Source organism: Actinomyces sp. HMSC075B09 (assembly GCF_001812395.1).
Taxonomy (GTDB): Bacteria; Actinomycetota; Actinomycetes; order Actinomycetales; family Actinomycetaceae; genus Gleimia; species Gleimia europaea.
Genome location: NZ_KV808735.1, coordinates 84,855 through 99,165 on the forward strand (window position 1 = coordinate 84,855; position 14,311 = coordinate 99,165).

The following is a 14,311-nucleotide window of genomic DNA, read 5'->3' on the forward strand; positions in this document are numbered from 1 at the left end:
AAGGTGTGCGCGGAAGATTTATCTCCAAATCGAGATTCTATCTGACAAAGCGTGTAATAACGCGCATGTTAGACCGCTCACAAGGGTTGTTTTTGATAACGAAATGGTAAACAAAAAAATAATTAGGCAAAATTATTGTTTCCAAAAAGGTTTTTTCAATAATTGACGAGGCTGTTTTCGGTCCATGTTTGAGGTGGTGAAAATGGTGTCAAAGGACGCATTTTCGTCCTCTGTGCCGACGTATTCGTCCGATCTTCGTATATTGTGCGATAATTCCTCTTGGAGATACTTTCGCCATACCGTGAAAGTGGCGCAAGCAGGTGATGTTTTCTCCCTGTATGGCGCTTGTGTTAGCCGCTTGGGCTACACCGTTTAGGTTTCCGTCTGCGTAAGACGGCTGCTGCAGGAGCTTGGTATGAAGTCCTGCGCTAACTGGAGAAGGCTTGTGACAAAAGAAAATAATAATGAGGCTGATCGCGGCGAAAAAGGGGTCGAAACCGATCTGTTTTCGCCCGGTGTAGGCGCCCCGGTTTTCTCGGGCGCGCGCAAAGCGAATGAGGAGGTCCCGCAAGGGACAAAGGTCCCTGTGGCTGCTGCAGCGACGCTGCTGTTCCAAGCTCCGGCGATTTCTCACCCCGACACAAGCGGGAATGATGATGAGCGTCCCGCTCGTAAACAGAGGTCTCGCAGGCGCGTAGAGGAATTGGAAGAAGAGGTTGCGGACTCGTCCTCATTCGATGATGACGAGAGCGTCAGCGAACAGTCACAGGAGACTGGCGACGATGCGAACGAAGAGCAGGTCACTACGGTGCGCAGGCGCAGGCGTAGGCGTTCCTCGACAGAAGATGATTCTTCTGAACTGTCTAACGAGGTTGAGGGCGTTAAGGGCTCAACGCGTCTAGAGGCTAAACGTCAGCGTAGGCGTGAGGGGCGTCGAGAGAACCGTCGCCGTCAAGTTGTAACCGAATCGGAGTTCTTGGCCCGGCGTGAGTCTGTGAAGCGCGAGATGATCGTGCGCGAGAAGAATGGTTTAAACCAGATCGCCGTTCTTGAAGATGGGTTGCTTGTGGAGCATTACGTTGCGCGCCGCACCCAGCAGACAATGGTGGGCAACATTTACCTCGGTCGCGTGCAGAATGTTTTGCCGTCAATGGAGGCGGCGTTCGTTGACCTTGGAAAGGGTCGTAACGCGGTTTTGTATGCCGGTGAAGTGAACTGGGAGGCGCTCGGATTCCAAGGCAGGCCGCGTCGCATCGAACAGGCTTTGAAGTCGGGTGACACGGTCCTGGTGCAGGTCACGAAGGATCCGATCGGGCACAAGGGTGCCCGGCTGACCTCGCAAATCACTTTGGCAGGCCGCTTCTTGGTGCTGGTGCCGGACGGGCAGATGACTGGTATTTCGCGCAAACTTCCCGAGAAGGAGCGGGCGCGTCTGAAGAAGCTACTGTCTAAGATCGTTCCGAAGGATTCGGGAGTAATCGTCCGTACTGCTGCGGAGGGGGCAACGGAAGCGCAGTTGCGCGATGATGTGAATCGCCTGCAGGCGCAGTGGGACGAGGTTGTGCAGAAGCAGAAGAAGGGGCAGAAAGCTCCGGTGATGCTGCGATCAGAGCCAGAGCTCGCTGTTCGCGTGGTTCGCGATGTCTTCAACGAGGATTTTTCTTCGCTAACGGTGCAGGGATCGGGTACGTGGAAGACCATCAGCGAGTACGTGTCAAAGCTGTCACCGGACCTGAAAGGTCGTTTGGTTCACTGGACCAAACGCGAGGACGTGTTCCACTCGCATCGCGTTGATGAGCAGCTTGCGAAGGGAATGGATAATAAGGTCTGGCTTCCCTCGGGTGGTTCCTTGATTATTGACCGCACGGAGGCAATGACCGTCATCGATGTGAACACGGGCAAGTTTATTGGCTCAGGTGGCACTCTTGAAGAAACGGTCACCATGAACAACCTGGAGGCTGCTGAAGAGATTGTTCGGCAGCTGCGGCTTCGCGATATTGGCGGAATCATCGTCATTGACTTTGTTGACATGGTGCTCGAGTCTAACCGCGACCTCGTGCTACGCAGGCTGGTGGAGTGCTTGGGACGTGATCGTACCCGTCATCAGGTTACGGAGATTACGGCTCTAGGCCTTGTACAAATGACTCGAAAGCGGGTTGGTGAAGGGTTAGTTGAAGCCTTCTCTACCCCGTGTGAGTGCTGTGAGGGCAGGGGCTTCATCGTTCATTCCAGTCCGGTGGAAAAAGATAAGTCTGGACACGCTATCCCGCCTAAGAAGCAGAATTCGGAACCGGCAAGCGAGCCGGAATCCGATGAAAAGCATGAAGAAGTGAAGGCAGCGCTTTCAGCAATCGCTGCCTCGGCTGCTTCGAAGCATCACGAAGATGAGGGAGAAAAACAGAGCAACTCGAAAAACTCTGATCGCAAGCGAGGGCAAAGAAATCGCAAGCAGCGCGATGACAAGAATTCGGCTAGCGACTCCACAGAGCCTCGTGAAGGTGAAGCTGGCGAGGTAAATGTTTTATCTGAGCAAGATAACGGCGATGACGCGGCTAGCTCGAAGAAGTCTGGAAGAGGAGCGGGTCACAAGCGTGATTCGAAGCAGTCGAGAGAGAAGAAGGATGGCGCCAAGGCTGCGAACCACGGTGTGGCTACGGACGAGACTCAGCCGGAAGGCAAGCGCCCCAGGAAGGCGTCCTCGAGCAGTCAGCGGAAGCAGTTGTCTTCGGCGCCTCGAGCCGCAAAGCTTTTAGAGGAACCGGATCATTCGGGTGGAGGCGCGGTTGTGCCCCGCAAACGAGCACGGCGAGCGGTCACCATGGAGGTTGGACACCCCAAGGTGAAGCTAGATCTGCCCGAACCGGTGAAGACTGAAAAGATTGGAAGGCCCGCGGCTGTGAGCCTCGATGACATTCAGTTACCTGACGCTTCTTCCCGTCCTGCTAAAAAGGCTAGGCGAGCGGTAATGTCGCAACCTAATGCCGGTGGGGAAGAGAATAAGTAAACTCAAGGCGACACGCGCGCGGCTCCGGTGGTGAATCCCACACGCCTACAAGTGGCAAAACGAGCAAATTCGTTTGATTGCTACGCGCGTTTCAAGTAGTCTTGATCGTCGGTGCGTTTCTTTGAACGCATAATTAATTCGTAATCTATTAAGAGATGAGCAGCAACGTGGTCTACGCGATCGTCAAGGCCGGCGGCCGACAGGAGAAGGTGTCCGTCGGTGATGTCGTCGTCGTCGACAAGTTGGCAGGAGAACCCGGCGATACTGTCGAACTCCAGCCCCTAATGGTGGTCGACGGTGACAAGGTAACCTCGGACGTGTCGGAGCTCGGCAAGGTTAAGGTAACTGCTGAAATCGTTGAGCCCGCCAAGGGTCCGAAGATTTCTATTATCAAGTTCAAGAACAAGACTGGCTACCGCAAGCGCCAAGGTCATCGTCAGCCCCTGACGAAGATCAAGGTAACTGGCATCAAGTAGTTAGTGTTCCTAAACTCGTTTTAGGACTGACAGAAAGAAGCTGAAAGATGGCAAGTAAGAAGGGACTCGGTTCTTCCAAGAACGGTCGCGACTCTAATGCCCAGCGTCTCGGCATCAAGCGCTTCGGAGGCCAGTTTGTACAGGCCGGCGAGATTCTAGTTCGTCAGCGCGGGACTCGTTACCACGCTGGTGAGAACGTAGGTCGCGGCAAGGATGACACGCTTTTCGCACTCGTTGCAGGCGATGTTGAGTTCGCGAACAAGCGCAATCGGCGCGTCGTTAACGTGGTTGAGGCAGTATCTGCCTAACTAGTCTTAACGCTTTGAGGGTGATTGGGGTTTCCCATCACCCTCAAAATTTTATTATCTGAATTTGTAAAAGCTTGCCGCGTAGGGAGTAGCTATGGCGTCTTTTGTTGACAGGGTGACTTTGTACGTTACCGGTGGCAATGGTGGTCACGGCGCCGCATCGATTCGCCGTGAGAAGTACAAGCCACTCGGCGGCCCCGACGGGGGTAATGGTGGCGATGGTGGAAACGTGATTCTTGAGGTGTCGGATCAAACTACGTCTCTGCTTGACTACCACCATCTTCCACACCGCAAGGCTGAGAATGGCACTCCTGGTCTTGGTGGAGACGGTGAGGGCCGAAACGGTGAGGACGTAGTACTTCCGGTTCCAGTGGGTACAGTGGTTAAGGATGCGGATGGGTCCCTCATCGCTGACCTGACCGAGGTGGGGACACGCGTGGTCATCGCTGAGGGTGGTAGAGGAGGCCTTGGCAACGCGGCATTGGCTTCTCGTAAGCGCAAGGCTCCGGGTTTTGCGTTGAAGGGTGAGCCGGGCGAGGAACGCACGGTCATTCTGGAACTGAAGTCGGTTGCTGACGTTGCGCTGGTTGGTTTCCCATCCGCGGGCAAGTCTTCGCTTATCGCCGCCATGTCGGCTGCCCGTCCGAAGATTGCGGATTACCCGTTTACAACACTGGTTCCTAATCTGGGGGTTGTGCAGGCGGGCGAGATTCGCTACACCATTGCGGATGTGCCGGGCCTGATTCCAGGAGCTTCGGAGGGTAAGGGACTTGGTCTCGAGTTTTTGCGTCATATTGAACGCTCGTCTGTGATTGTGCACGTTTTGGACGCGGCAACGTTTGAGCCTGAGCGCGATCCGGTTTCGGACCTCAAGACGATTGAAGAGGAGCTAGCTCAGTATCGTTCCGATTTGGGCGAGTTGGAAGGCTATGTGCCTTTGGGGGAGCGTCCGCGCGCGATTGTGGTGAATAAGATCGACATCCCCGATGGCCGCGATATGGCACATATGCAAAGCGAGGAGCTACATGCGTTTGGCTGGCCGGTTTTTGAGGTTTCTGCGGTAACGCACGAGGGGTTGAAGGAGCTGTCTTTCGCGCTTGCGAAGATGGTGCAGGATCATCGTGACTCGATGCCCGAGATCGAGCCTGCACCCACGGTATTGCGTCCGCAGGCGATTGGCGGACGTGAACGTGATGAGGTCATTACGGTTCGCAAGGTCTCTCACGCTGGGCAGGACTTGTTCCAGGTTCGAGGCCGCAGGCCGGAGCGTTGGATTTTGCAGACTGATTTCGCAAATGATGAGGCGGTTGGCTACCTGGCAGATCGTTTGAGTTTGGCGGGAGTGGAAGACCTCTTGGCACAGGCTGGTGCATTGCCGGGTGATCCCGTGGTGATTGGATCCATTGAGGATGGTGTCATTTTCGATTGGGAGCCGACCATGGAGACAGGTGCTGAGTTGCTTGGCCCGCGCGGTTCAGACATGCGATTTGAGGGTGGCGAGCGCCTGACCAGGCGCGAACGCAAGGCGCGTTTCCACGAGCGTATGGATGCGAAGCAGGCGGCTCGCGACGAGCTTTGGATGGACCGTGAAGCCGGAGTTTGGACCGATCCGGACGAGTAATGCTTATACGCTTTCGACATCCTTTCAAACCCGTAGGATAGGGAAGTAGTTAGCGGCCGGTATTTGGATTGAATGTGAGGCACGTGAAGGGCGAGGTATTGAATCATAGGCCGTCCATTGGGGTGATGGGCGGTACGTTTGACCCGATCCACCATGGGCACCTCGTTGCGGCTTCAGAAGTAATGGACGTGTTCAATCTGGATCAGGTGGTTTTCGTTCCCACTCAGATGCAGCCGTTCAAGGAGGGGCGCAGGGTTACGTCTGCGGAGCATCGCTATTTGATGACGGTGATTGCAACGGCCTCGAATAATCGGTTTACGGTTTCGCGCGTCGATATTGATCGCGGTGGCACCACATACACGATTGATACGTTGAGCGATATTCATGCAATGAGGCCGGATGCTGACCTCTTCTTTATTACGGGCGCGGATGCGCTGGAACAGATCCTCACGTGGAAGGATTCGGACAAGCTTTTTGAGATGGCGCATTTTATTGGCGTGACAAGGCCGGGCCATGAGCTGAACGCGAAGGGGCTTCCACCGGCGTCGGTGTCTTTGCTGGAGGTGCCCGCGATGGCAATTTCGTCTACGGATTGTCGCGCGCGCGTGAAGGCCGGAAAGCCGGTGTGGTATTTGGTGCCGGACGGGGTCGTGCAGTACATAGATAAGTACGGTTTGTATAGGCAGTAGTGGTTTTGGGGCCGGAAGGTGGATTTTGGAACTTAGTGATTCTACGAAGCAGTACCTGCAGGTTGCGGTTAAGGCTGCGCAAGATAAGTTGGGCGTCAACCCGGTTGCGATTCTAGTTGGCCAGCGCACTCCATTTACGGACGTATTCTTGATCGTTTCTGCGTCGAGTGGTCGCCAGGTGCAGGCCATTGCAAATGAGGTCACCGATAAGGTGCTGGAGGCCGGAGGCAGGCGTCCGCGCGTGGAGAGCGGCGAGGAGCTTTCTTGGGTTCTGATGGATTTTGGCGATTTCGTGGTTCACGTTCAGTTGGATGAGCAGCGCGAGTTTTACGCGTTGGAGCGTTTGTGGGCAGATTGCCCGATTCTTGAGCTTTGAGGAGTTGAGTGGCTTATGAGTGACGCACCCCTTGTTAAGTCTCGTGTGATTTTTGTACGTCATGGCCAGACGGACTTCAATATTGGAGGTCGCGTTCAGGGCGTGATTGATATTGAGCTAAATGAGGTGGGACGAGCACAAGCCGCTAAGATGGGCCCTGTAGTGGCGGCACTTCAACCCGATGCGATTGTTTCATCTGACCTGTCACGCGCGATGGATACGGCCCATGAAATCTCGAGGCATTCGGGCGTGGAAGTGGTTGCGGATCCACGGATTCGGGAACGCAACTTTGGTGCTTTTGAGGGGATGAGCCGTGATGAGATGCTGGCGGAGCATCCACAGTGGTACCGCGAGTGGCGTGCAACGGGCGATTGCGCAGGAGCACAGATCGAATCGCGCGAGGATGTGGGGCAGCGCTTCGCCGAGGTAGTTACGGAAGTTGTTAACGCTACCCCCGGCACGTACGTGTTTGTGTCGCACGGGTCGGCGATTACGCAGGGGATTACCCAATTGCTCGGGATCGCGCCGGGATCTTGGTCTGGTCTGCGCGGCCTGGACAACTGTCACTGGTCGATTCTGGAGCAAGCTGATAGGTCCCCGTACTGGCGCTTGGTAGGCCACAACATCGGGGCGTGACAGCCGATTGTCAGTAGCGGCGTGCGCGTGAGCGGTCGCACAGGTGCCGGTTTGGCTAGGGCAGAGTTGTTCTGTATAGTTGTTACTTGTTTAAGGGGCTATGGCGCAGTTGGTAGCGCGCTTCCATGGCATGGAAGAGGTCAGGGGTTCGAATCCCCTTAGCTCCACCTGAGGGGGAAGTGTTGAACTCTCGCTTTCGAGCGTAGGTTCGCACTTCCCCCGCTCTGTGTCCGCTGGCGAGTGCTTCTTCGAGGTCCTCGAACTCGATGGGCGCTGCGCTGTCATGGAAATAGGACGCGATGACGATCTGCTCGCGACCGATGAATACCTTGTCCACGAAGTATTCGAAGAGCTGATCGCGGGTCTCGGGCGTGTCGATCGTGGCCTGGGCGAAGCGCTTGTAGAACGAGCTAATGGAAGCTTCATCCTCAAAGAGGGCGGTTTTGACGTTTTCTGTTTGGATGGCTTGATTGAGATCGCATTTTTGTTCTTCCAGTGTACGCATGGCTTCGGCAGTGGTGTCATTGAAGATTCCTTGGGATATTGCTTTGACGAAGTTGGCGAGTTGGATTTCTACATCTTTGCGGCGGGTTTCTAGGGCTTTGAGGATTTCATTTTCTTGGCCGTGTGCTTTCCTGTAATGGTCTGCCGTGTCTACTGCTAGTGAGGCCAGCATTTCAGGGTCGCTGAGGAAAGACTCAATAATCTCTTCGATGTGCGTTTCGATTTCTTCTTTACGTATTGGTTTAGCAGAGCATGTCTTTTTACGTTGATTCAGGCAGTATTAGTACCTGTAGGTGCGTCCTGTCTTTGAGGTACCTGAGACACCTTCCATGGATCCGCCACAGTCCAGGCAGTAAGTGCGCCCGGTCAGCCAATAGTCGGGGGCATCGTCCCCTTGGGCGGTGAGTTCGGCCAGGGTTTTCGCTCCTAAGCGTTTATTGAGGGCAAAGCGGTGCTGGACTTTCTCAAAGGTGAGGTCGTCAACTAGGCGGGGCATCCCGTCCTTAATTACTTGTTTACCGTATGAATACTCACCGATGTAGGCACGGTTTTTGAGTATCTTGTTTAGGTTTTTAGGGGCAAACTTACCTCCACGGGTTGTGCGAATCTCTTGCGCGTTGAGTCTGTGGCAGATCTTCTGCATAGAGATACCTGAGGCGTAGTTGCTGAAAATTTGAGTGTGAAGCGTCCTGGGTTTTGTTCCGCTTCTTAAATGGGTGCCAACGCTCTGGCACGAGTTTGATTGTAACTGTTGACCTGCTCTGCTGGGGTCCGGTGTCCGAGTGCTTCGTGTAGCCGCTTGGTGTTCCACCAATGGACCCAGTTCATGGTCGCGAACTCAACCTCTGTTACCCCGGCCCAGTGCTGGGAGTAGATCAGCTCAGTCTTATACAGACCGTTTACGCTCTCGGCTAGTGCATTGTCGTACGAATCACCAACCGTGCCGGTCGATGAGGCGATCCCATGCTCGGCGAGCATGGCACCGTATGCGATGCAGACGTATTGCGAGCCGTGATCACTGTGATGGACGAGCGAGGCAAGATTGCCTTTGGCCTGGCTGATGGCCTGATCGAGAGCTTCCAACGGTAGTGCTTCAGTACGCATGGTTGAGCGGGTCGACCAGCCAACGATCATGCGCGAGAACACGTCGGTGACGAATGCGGTGTAGACGAATCCGGTCCGAGTGCGAACATAGGTAATGTCAGCAACCCACAACTGGTTCGGGCCATTGGCACGGAAGTTGCGCTGGACGAGGTCTGGCCTCGTGTCCGGCGCTTGCGGTGGCCTAGTTGTGATTGGGGATCTACCTCGACGCACGCCACTGACCTCGGCGATTTTCATCAATCGGGCAGTTTGGTCCCGGCCGATCTCCCAGCCCTCGCGACGCATCGCGTGCCACATTTTCCGCACGCCATACACTCCATAGTTCTCGGCATGAATCCGGCGAATCTTAGCGTTCTCCTCGCTCATGATCCCCGGTTTACGACCGGTATCGACCTGATCTTGGGAATACCACCGGCGCAGTGTTTCTTTCGCTATACCGAGCTTGTCTGCCGTATCCGTCAACACGGCACTGACCGACACTCCAGGATCGCCCTGGAGTCGATCCTAGACAAGCCGCACCGCACGAGCTCTAAATTCCTGTGAATATCTCTGGGACATACCCAAATCCTCCTCAATAAAACCGAGGAACAAAACCCAGGACGCTTCATACGATTTATTCGCTTAGGTGCTGTCGTCGGAGAGACCCCGGTGGATAACTGCTTGGCTACCTCTGATTCGATAGATAGTGGCTCTTCGGCCGCCGGTTTCGGAAGCCTTGGCTTGCGCGGAAGTTTCGGAGCTGGGGGAGTAGGGTTATCCAGCAGGTACAGCTTGCCAACGTCAGTCAATGTGGCGACGTACTCGCCGGTCTTGCGGCTGATTGCGCCCCCCTTCGACAGCGCTCGCCGATGTCTTCCACTCATCATTGGGCGGATCGGTCTCGACCTTGGAGTGCCACTGCAACACCTTATGCTGGATGAGATTGACTGAAACCATTGGCGTCTCCTCCTCGAAACAGCCACGAGCTATACACTCGCAATTTCAATTCTAAGACGGGCGTGCCCAGGTAAGCTTTAAATGTTGCCGACAGGCATGGAGAGATTCTTGTAGGGCCAACGTTGCACCCAGAGCTAGACCAAGTTGGAAATCCATCTGGAGATTGCGCAAATACTTGCGTAACCGCTGTAGACGGCTCCCAAGCGTGTAATACTGGAGAGAAAATGTCCTTTATAGCTCATAAGCTGATTAAGACGGTTCAGAATGAGACCGCGGCATCTTACTCATCTTACTTATTTGTAGGGGAGGGGTCGAGTAATGACAAAATTGGAAGAAATCAGTCTCTGAGTGTTTCGGGAGCTACCGACCGACTCATGGCCATCCCAGTTGTCGAGTGGAACGGGTTGGTGGATGATCCAGCTAGTGGCTTTGAGACACTGGACTTCCTTAAGAGTATAAAGGCTCGTCGTACTCCCAAGCGGGTAAGGTTTCCCTTAGTCTTTGACGAACTCTCGCCTGCGATTAGTGAAATTGGTGCCGATTCTGTTGAGCTGGGCTATAGCGACGCTAACGGAAAATGGAGGTCGCAGAAGTTCTTAATAGAACCGCGCCTCGCATACTTCCTCAGCGGCACAGGAACCTTGACGTTGATCATTCAAACGACGCTCGGGCAGTTGATCGCCAGCGTCATGACGAATGAACCAGCGCCATTGATGGCGGTGTTCCCCGGATCTCTTGCATCGAAACAACTGGATCAGATTATCGATATGTCGAATAGCTGGAACTTCGTTGTTCCGGGAAACCCCAGTATCTTTATTGGGGGAGAACAAATGCGTGACGATTCATATTTCTGCTACATCGCCACTCGTGAACAGACTGAGTTACCTGAAAAAATCCGGCAGGAAGAAGTTTGTGTTGCGTGCGGTGTGCATGGGGTCACGAGGGAACACTGCTCCCCGAATTGGCTCGCCAAGTACTGGCAAGTGACTCCAGTTACAGCTGAGATTTTATGTGATTCCTGCAATGGATTCTTCGGTCGAAAATTGGAAAAGCCTATTGCAGCCGCATACCAGGAGTTTTATAAAACTGCACAGGTGCTATCTACGTTAGTCAAGCCAGTAGATTTACTTATCCAGTGGTGTCTAAAGACTGCACTACTGCTTTCCATTGCCTCGGGCAAGAAGGTTGACAAGACTTGGATCAGAACCTTGCGACAGGGGCGAACGCCATCGGGGTTTGAGATCTACTTGAATGAGAATGTTTCAGGAATAAACGGATACTTCTTCAGTGTGACAACCCTTGCTGAGTCTGCCAGAAGAAGGGGTGACTTTCTTTTCTCGATGGCAATAAACGGACTTGCATTCGTCGTTGTTAGACATGGACAAGAGCGACACATGGTTCCTGAATTCGATCGAGTATTCCCGGTCGTGTCTAGGGCAGACATGAAACAAAGGGATGTCGTTAACATGCAGGAACTTCATGCTGCGGTCCTGGAGAGAATGACCGGGATGCCTTCGTCTTTCACAGGTGTCTGATATGCGCGTGTTGTTTTCTACAGGTAGAACCAGCTTGTCATGCCAGGTGGACGTGGTTGAACTTGCTTGAGGTTGTGCAGCAAACCTAGCGATTTGCACCCAGTCTGGCGGTCATGTGTACCCACCTAAGGCTTAACTGCACCCACCCACCCACCCCGGTCATGCACCCACTCCGGGATTTGTATCCAAAGTTGAGTACAGATAACCATTAGTACTCAACTTTGGCTACAAAAGTGTGAGTGCGGCACGAACCCCTCGGGTTCCGAGTTTTACTAGGTAAAACAGGGAATTCGAGGGGTTTGTTGTGCTTCTGGCATGGTGCGGATCGAGCGTGGAAGCGGGTGCCTGAGCAGGTTGTGGGTGCTTCGATCGGGTCGCGAATAGTGTTCTAAGGGGGTAGTGCCAAAAAGTGTGGTTTGCGCCGAAAAGTATGAGTGTCGCCGAAAGGTGTCGGATAGACAGAGAAGTGCGGGATCCATTGGCATGCCGGTTCCCGTAGCTTTGAGGCTATGGGAATATCGCAGCTCGACCTCGTCCGCATCCGTCGCTGGTGCGATGCCCGCGTCCCCAAACACCTATGGGAACAGGTCAAGGTTGAAGCCGACGTCGTCGACCGTCACGTCACCATCGTTTAAGTCCGCCCACCAAGGGACGGGCAAGGTGAACACACCCGTTTCCCGATAGCCCGTCTGCGCTACGCCAAATCCACCAAACTCTGGTCCCTTTACTGGCGTAACCGTAACCTGAAATTCCACGCCTGCGACATCGAACTATCACGCCTCGTTGACGATCTGCTGGACTACATCGAGAACTCAGCGAACCCATCTTCTTCGGCTAAAATCCCTGGTCACGCGGTTTTGCACCCGCCCAAACCTAAATGCACCCAGCACGGGCAAGCGTCGTAACGTATCAACAACTACGTCGTAGGGAACATGAGTTGAATATCTTGATACAACTTAACCAGTTGGGGTTCATCGGGAAGCTGGCTTTGACCAGGAATTGTTCAACATAAAGGCCATCAAATCTACAACGGAAACGAGGGGGAGAACGAACTTGGCAATTGAGTGCGCTGGAGAGGAGGGAATGGCGAACTGCCCTTCTTTGTTATGCTCAGCGGCTCCCCGCTTGGCGTCCAGTCTGTCCTGATCAGCCGGGCGCTTCGTCTCCAATATAGACAGATCAAATTCCTACAATTTCCAAATCCTCCACGCGATGTTCCCAGACCCAGTCGAGTCCCTCAGCAGCTTCGTAGCCAAGGTATCCAGCATTACAATAACCGCATAGAAGTAGGAGATGGTCAAGTTTCCTCGCCGTAGGTACGTTTCAGCTGGTGTGCCTTCGTTGCCTCCTCCTTACGTCTTTTGTTTGTGTTAGTGAAGTCGCCAGCACTCTTGGCTTCAATAAGGACTGGGAAATCGGATGTCCTGCGTACATGTGGTTGAACAATGAGGGCGATCGGCATATTGATCATCTTGCCGTCTTGGTTTTGGACGCGGACATTGTGTATCGAGAAAGTTCCTGCGAGAAGGCCTTTCAGAGGTAGATTGCTGGAATAACGTTGTCCTGTGTATCCGCGTGCGGTTAACCAGTCTCGTATAACCGCCATTTGGAGAGCTTCTTGCGCGTTGCGAATAATAGGATCGGTTAGAGCCCCGCGCCTGCGATCTCCCACGGCAACTGATGCAAGTTCGATCTGTTTCGGAGTCGGTGGAGTCTTCGTTTGAACCCACTCGAATAGGGTATCGTCTAGGAGTTCCATGATGATTTTTATGATCTGGATCAGGTTTTGACTTGAGGAAGTCGTGTTCAAAGCCTGATAACGAGTAGCCGTGGCCGTTGTCTCGCCCTGAGGTAAGATACGGTCACGCTTTTGTTCAGTCGAGGTCCCAGACAGGTAGGTTCCTCCAGTCATCGGGGAACCCCATCTCATCGATTTGCCGCAATGCCAGTGGCTCGTACTCTTCCTTTACCAGCTTGCGAACCTTATTCACCCAGGTTGAGCCAGGAGAGACGCTTCGTAGCATGAACGCGATGATGGTGAGAGCCCCGAAGAGTCGTTCACTTTGCCCTTTAGGGAGACAAGACAACTCTTGGATCGTGCGGAAAGCGTTCGTGGATGCGGGAGTGAAGTAACGGTTCCACAGTCGGCCGTGGTGAGCGCAAGTGTTTCGTAGGACGGTGAGTTGTTCGCACCATCGAGCGAGTGGATCTTGATTGTAGTAGCTCTTCTTCTGGCGCGAATTCAGCTGATCAGGGTCAAGACGGAAACCGAACCTGTGTGAGATGCTTCGCTGATCCTCCAGGATGAGGCCGTCAAAGAGCATCGAAATGTCGGAGAAATCTAGGACATCAGCAAGAACCCAGAAAGGGTAGTCGTCATAGTTGGCTGCGTAGTGAGCAACAGCATGATTGCGCTTGCGTGCTCGGTCCACGCGCTTCTCTGCAGTTTCTAGCCAATCTTGATGCTGGAATTCCTCCCGGAAACAGCCGGGATCCTTGTAGGACAAGGCCCCTTTAGTGATGAGTAGTTCACCGATCCGCGCGCGAAGCGCAACCTCAATGCGCTCAATCCCATCGTAGATAAGTGTGCGCATTTTGCGGTCGAACTCGTAGAGCGCCACTACTTCCTCAAACGTTGTGCCCGGCACGAAGTCATCAGCGCGTTGTGGTTCTTTGGGATCTTCAGGCTCCGGAAGCACTCGGTATGAGTACCAGTACCCGGACAATCGGTAGTAAGAGACGCTGAATAGCCATTGCCGTGCTAGCGACTCGTTGACCTTCATCCCGCGGGTGCGCATGAGTGCAATCTGCTCATCAACCGTGGTGGGATTCTTGATCTTCTTCATGGAGTGCTGCTATCTGGATAGAAATCCAGCCCGTCTGCAACCGAGTGGTCGAAGCGGGCTGAACGATTACCTGCACGTTACCACGAGCTCCGCGAGAACTCCAATCCTTGAGGTGAGCCCACCTCGTGCTCGCTGTGTGTGCCAGCTCGGCTTAGACACGGATGAAGCCAAGTGCTGGACCTGATTGAGGGCCGGCCCTGGACTGCGATGTGGCGCAGCGGAACCGACCGTGGTGACACTCACGATATGAGGTGTGTGCTCTCGCTGGGGGGGGGG

The 14,311-nt window shown here is 54.0% G+C and carries 15 protein-coding genes, 1 tRNA gene and 1 pseudogene; 11 read left to right on the forward strand and 6 right to left on the reverse strand.

Translation table 11 applies throughout. The annotated features are described in order from the left end of the window. Positions 1-415 precede the first annotated feature (415 nt). The 9 genes from HMPREF2854_RS04960 to HMPREF2854_RS08760 all read left to right on the forward strand — a co-directional run bounded on the left by HMPREF2854_RS04960 (position 416) and on the right by HMPREF2854_RS08760 (position 7,708). Positions 416-3,004 (forward strand): Rne/Rng family ribonuclease, encoded by a 2,589-nt coding sequence (locus HMPREF2854_RS04960; protein ID WP_070619905.1) that lies wholly within the window; start codon positions 416-418, stop codon positions 3,002-3,004. 155 nt (positions 3,005-3,159) lie between these two features. Continuing rightward, on the forward strand, positions 3,160-3,480 hold the full coding sequence (gene rplU, locus HMPREF2854_RS04965; protein WP_034510036.1) for a 50S ribosomal protein L21: 321 nt from the start codon (positions 3,160-3,162) through the stop codon (positions 3,478-3,480). 47 nt (positions 3,481-3,527) lie between these two features. After that, positions 3,528-3,788 (forward strand): 50S ribosomal protein L27, encoded by a 261-nt coding sequence (rpmA, locus tag HMPREF2854_RS04970; protein WP_016443457.1) that lies wholly within the window; start codon positions 3,528-3,530, stop codon positions 3,786-3,788. Between the two features lie 94 nt (positions 3,789-3,882). Then, positions 3,883-5,409 carry a GTPase ObgE gene (gene obgE, locus HMPREF2854_RS04975; protein ID WP_070619908.1) on the forward strand — a complete coding sequence of 509 codons (1,527 nt, stop codon included), beginning with the start codon at positions 3,883-3,885 and terminating at the stop codon, positions 5,407-5,409. Between the two features lie 74 nt (positions 5,410-5,483). Further along, positions 5,484-6,098 (forward strand): nicotinate-nucleotide adenylyltransferase, encoded by a 615-nt coding sequence (gene nadD, locus HMPREF2854_RS04980; protein WP_016443459.1) that lies wholly within the window; start codon positions 5,484-5,486, stop codon positions 6,096-6,098. Positions 6,099-6,123: 25 nt separating this feature from the next. Next, a complete protein-coding gene (rsfS, locus tag HMPREF2854_RS04985) occupies positions 6,124-6,474 on the forward strand; it encodes a ribosome silencing factor (RefSeq protein WP_070619911.1) in 351 nt (116 codons plus the stop codon). A gap of 15 nt (positions 6,475-6,489) precedes the next feature. After that, the gene (locus HMPREF2854_RS04990) at positions 6,490-7,110 is read left to right on the forward strand and encodes a histidine phosphatase family protein (RefSeq protein WP_070619914.1); all 621 of its coding nucleotides are present in this window, start codon (positions 6,490-6,492) and stop codon (positions 7,108-7,110) included. A 94-nt stretch (positions 7,111-7,204) separates the two neighbouring features. Further along, positions 7,205-7,277 (forward strand) — tRNA-Ala (locus tag HMPREF2854_RS04995). Between the two features lie 116 nt (positions 7,278-7,393). Next, entirely contained in the window at positions 7,394-7,708 is a 315-nt protein-coding gene (locus HMPREF2854_RS08760; RefSeq protein WP_070619916.1) for a hypothetical protein, read from the forward strand. A gap of 186 nt (positions 7,709-7,894) precedes the next feature. Here the strand turns inward: HMPREF2854_RS08760 and HMPREF2854_RS08765 are convergent, their stop codons facing one another. Both HMPREF2854_RS08765 and HMPREF2854_RS05010 read right to left on the reverse strand, forming a co-directional pair. Then, positions 7,895-8,425, reverse strand: a complete 531-nt coding sequence (locus HMPREF2854_RS08765; protein WP_261666662.1) for a recombinase family protein — start codon at positions 8,423-8,425, stop codon at positions 7,895-7,897. Then, entirely contained in the window at positions 8,323-9,198 is an 876-nt protein-coding gene (locus HMPREF2854_RS05010; protein ID WP_148130901.1) for an IS3 family transposase, read from the reverse strand. Before HMPREF2854_RS05010 ends, HMPREF2854_RS08765 begins: the two co-directional genes overlap by 103 nt. A 680-nt stretch (positions 9,199-9,878) precedes the next feature. Between HMPREF2854_RS05010 and HMPREF2854_RS05015 the strand changes: the two genes are divergently transcribed. Beyond that, the gene (locus HMPREF2854_RS05015; RefSeq protein ID WP_070619922.1) at positions 9,879-11,189 is read left to right on the forward strand and encodes a hypothetical protein; all 1,311 of its coding nucleotides are present in this window, start codon (positions 9,879-9,881) and stop codon (positions 11,187-11,189) included. A 575-nt stretch (positions 11,190-11,764) separates the two neighbouring features. On the opposite strand, the gene HMPREF2854_RS08770 is transcribed toward HMPREF2854_RS05015, so the two are convergent. Then, positions 11,765-11,944, reverse strand: a complete 180-nt coding sequence (locus tag HMPREF2854_RS08770; RefSeq protein WP_222563167.1) for a hypothetical protein — start codon at positions 11,942-11,944, stop codon at positions 11,765-11,767. Here HMPREF2854_RS08770 and HMPREF2854_RS08895 point away from each other — a divergent pair. Further along, positions 11,879-12,094: a DUF3024 domain-containing protein gene (locus HMPREF2854_RS08895; RefSeq protein WP_366486067.1), complete on the forward strand. Its 216-nt coding sequence runs from the start codon at positions 11,879-11,881 to the stop codon at positions 12,092-12,094. The genes HMPREF2854_RS08770 and HMPREF2854_RS08895 overlap by 66 nt on opposite strands. Before the next feature lie 274 nt (positions 12,095-12,368). On the opposite strand, the pseudogene HMPREF2854_RS08900 reads toward HMPREF2854_RS08895, so the two are convergent. The 3 genes and pseudogenes from HMPREF2854_RS08900 to HMPREF2854_RS05030 all read right to left on the reverse strand — a co-directional run. Further along, positions 12,369-12,476, reverse strand: a pseudogene (locus tag HMPREF2854_RS08900) (XamI family restriction endonuclease); the annotation flags it as partial. Between the two features lie 10 nt (positions 12,477-12,486). Beyond that, entirely contained in the window at positions 12,487-13,101 is a 615-nt protein-coding gene (locus HMPREF2854_RS05025; protein ID WP_070619928.1) for a XamI family restriction endonuclease, read from the reverse strand. Then, on the reverse strand, positions 13,064-14,035 hold the full coding sequence (locus HMPREF2854_RS05030) for an Abi family protein (RefSeq protein ID WP_070619931.1): 972 nt from the start codon (positions 14,033-14,035) through the stop codon (positions 13,064-13,066). Before HMPREF2854_RS05030 ends, HMPREF2854_RS05025 begins: the two co-directional genes overlap by 38 nt. Positions 14,036-14,311 lie beyond the last annotated feature (276 nt).

Coding starts and splice junctions, on each gene's coding strand:
- HMPREF2854_RS04960 (WP_070619905.1), top strand. CDS start 416: ATGAAGTCCTGCGCTAACTGGAGAAGGCTTGTGACAAAAGAAAATAAT.
- rplU (WP_034510036.1), top strand. CDS start 3,160: ATGAGCAGCAACGTGGTCTACGCGATCGTCAAGGCCGGCGGCCGACAG.
- rpmA (WP_016443457.1), top strand. CDS start 3,528: ATGGCAAGTAAGAAGGGACTCGGTTCTTCCAAGAACGGTCGCGACTCT.
- obgE (WP_070619908.1), top strand. CDS start 3,883: ATGGCGTCTTTTGTTGACAGGGTGACTTTGTACGTTACCGGTGGCAAT.
- HMPREF2854_RS04990 (WP_070619914.1), top strand. CDS start 6,490: ATGAGTGACGCACCCCTTGTTAAGTCTCGTGTGATTTTTGTACGTCAT.
- HMPREF2854_RS08760 (WP_070619916.1), top strand. CDS start 7,394: ATGGAAATAGGACGCGATGACGATCTGCTCGCGACCGATGAATACCTT.
- HMPREF2854_RS05015 (WP_070619922.1), top strand. CDS start 9,879: ATGTCCTTTATAGCTCATAAGCTGATTAAGACGGTTCAGAATGAGACC.
- HMPREF2854_RS05025 (WP_070619928.1), bottom strand. CDS start 13,101: ATGACTGGAGGAACCTACCTGTCTGGGACCTCGACTGAACAAAAGCGT.
- HMPREF2854_RS05030 (WP_070619931.1), bottom strand. CDS start 14,035: ATGAAGAAGATCAAGAATCCCACCACGGTTGATGAGCAGATTGCACTC.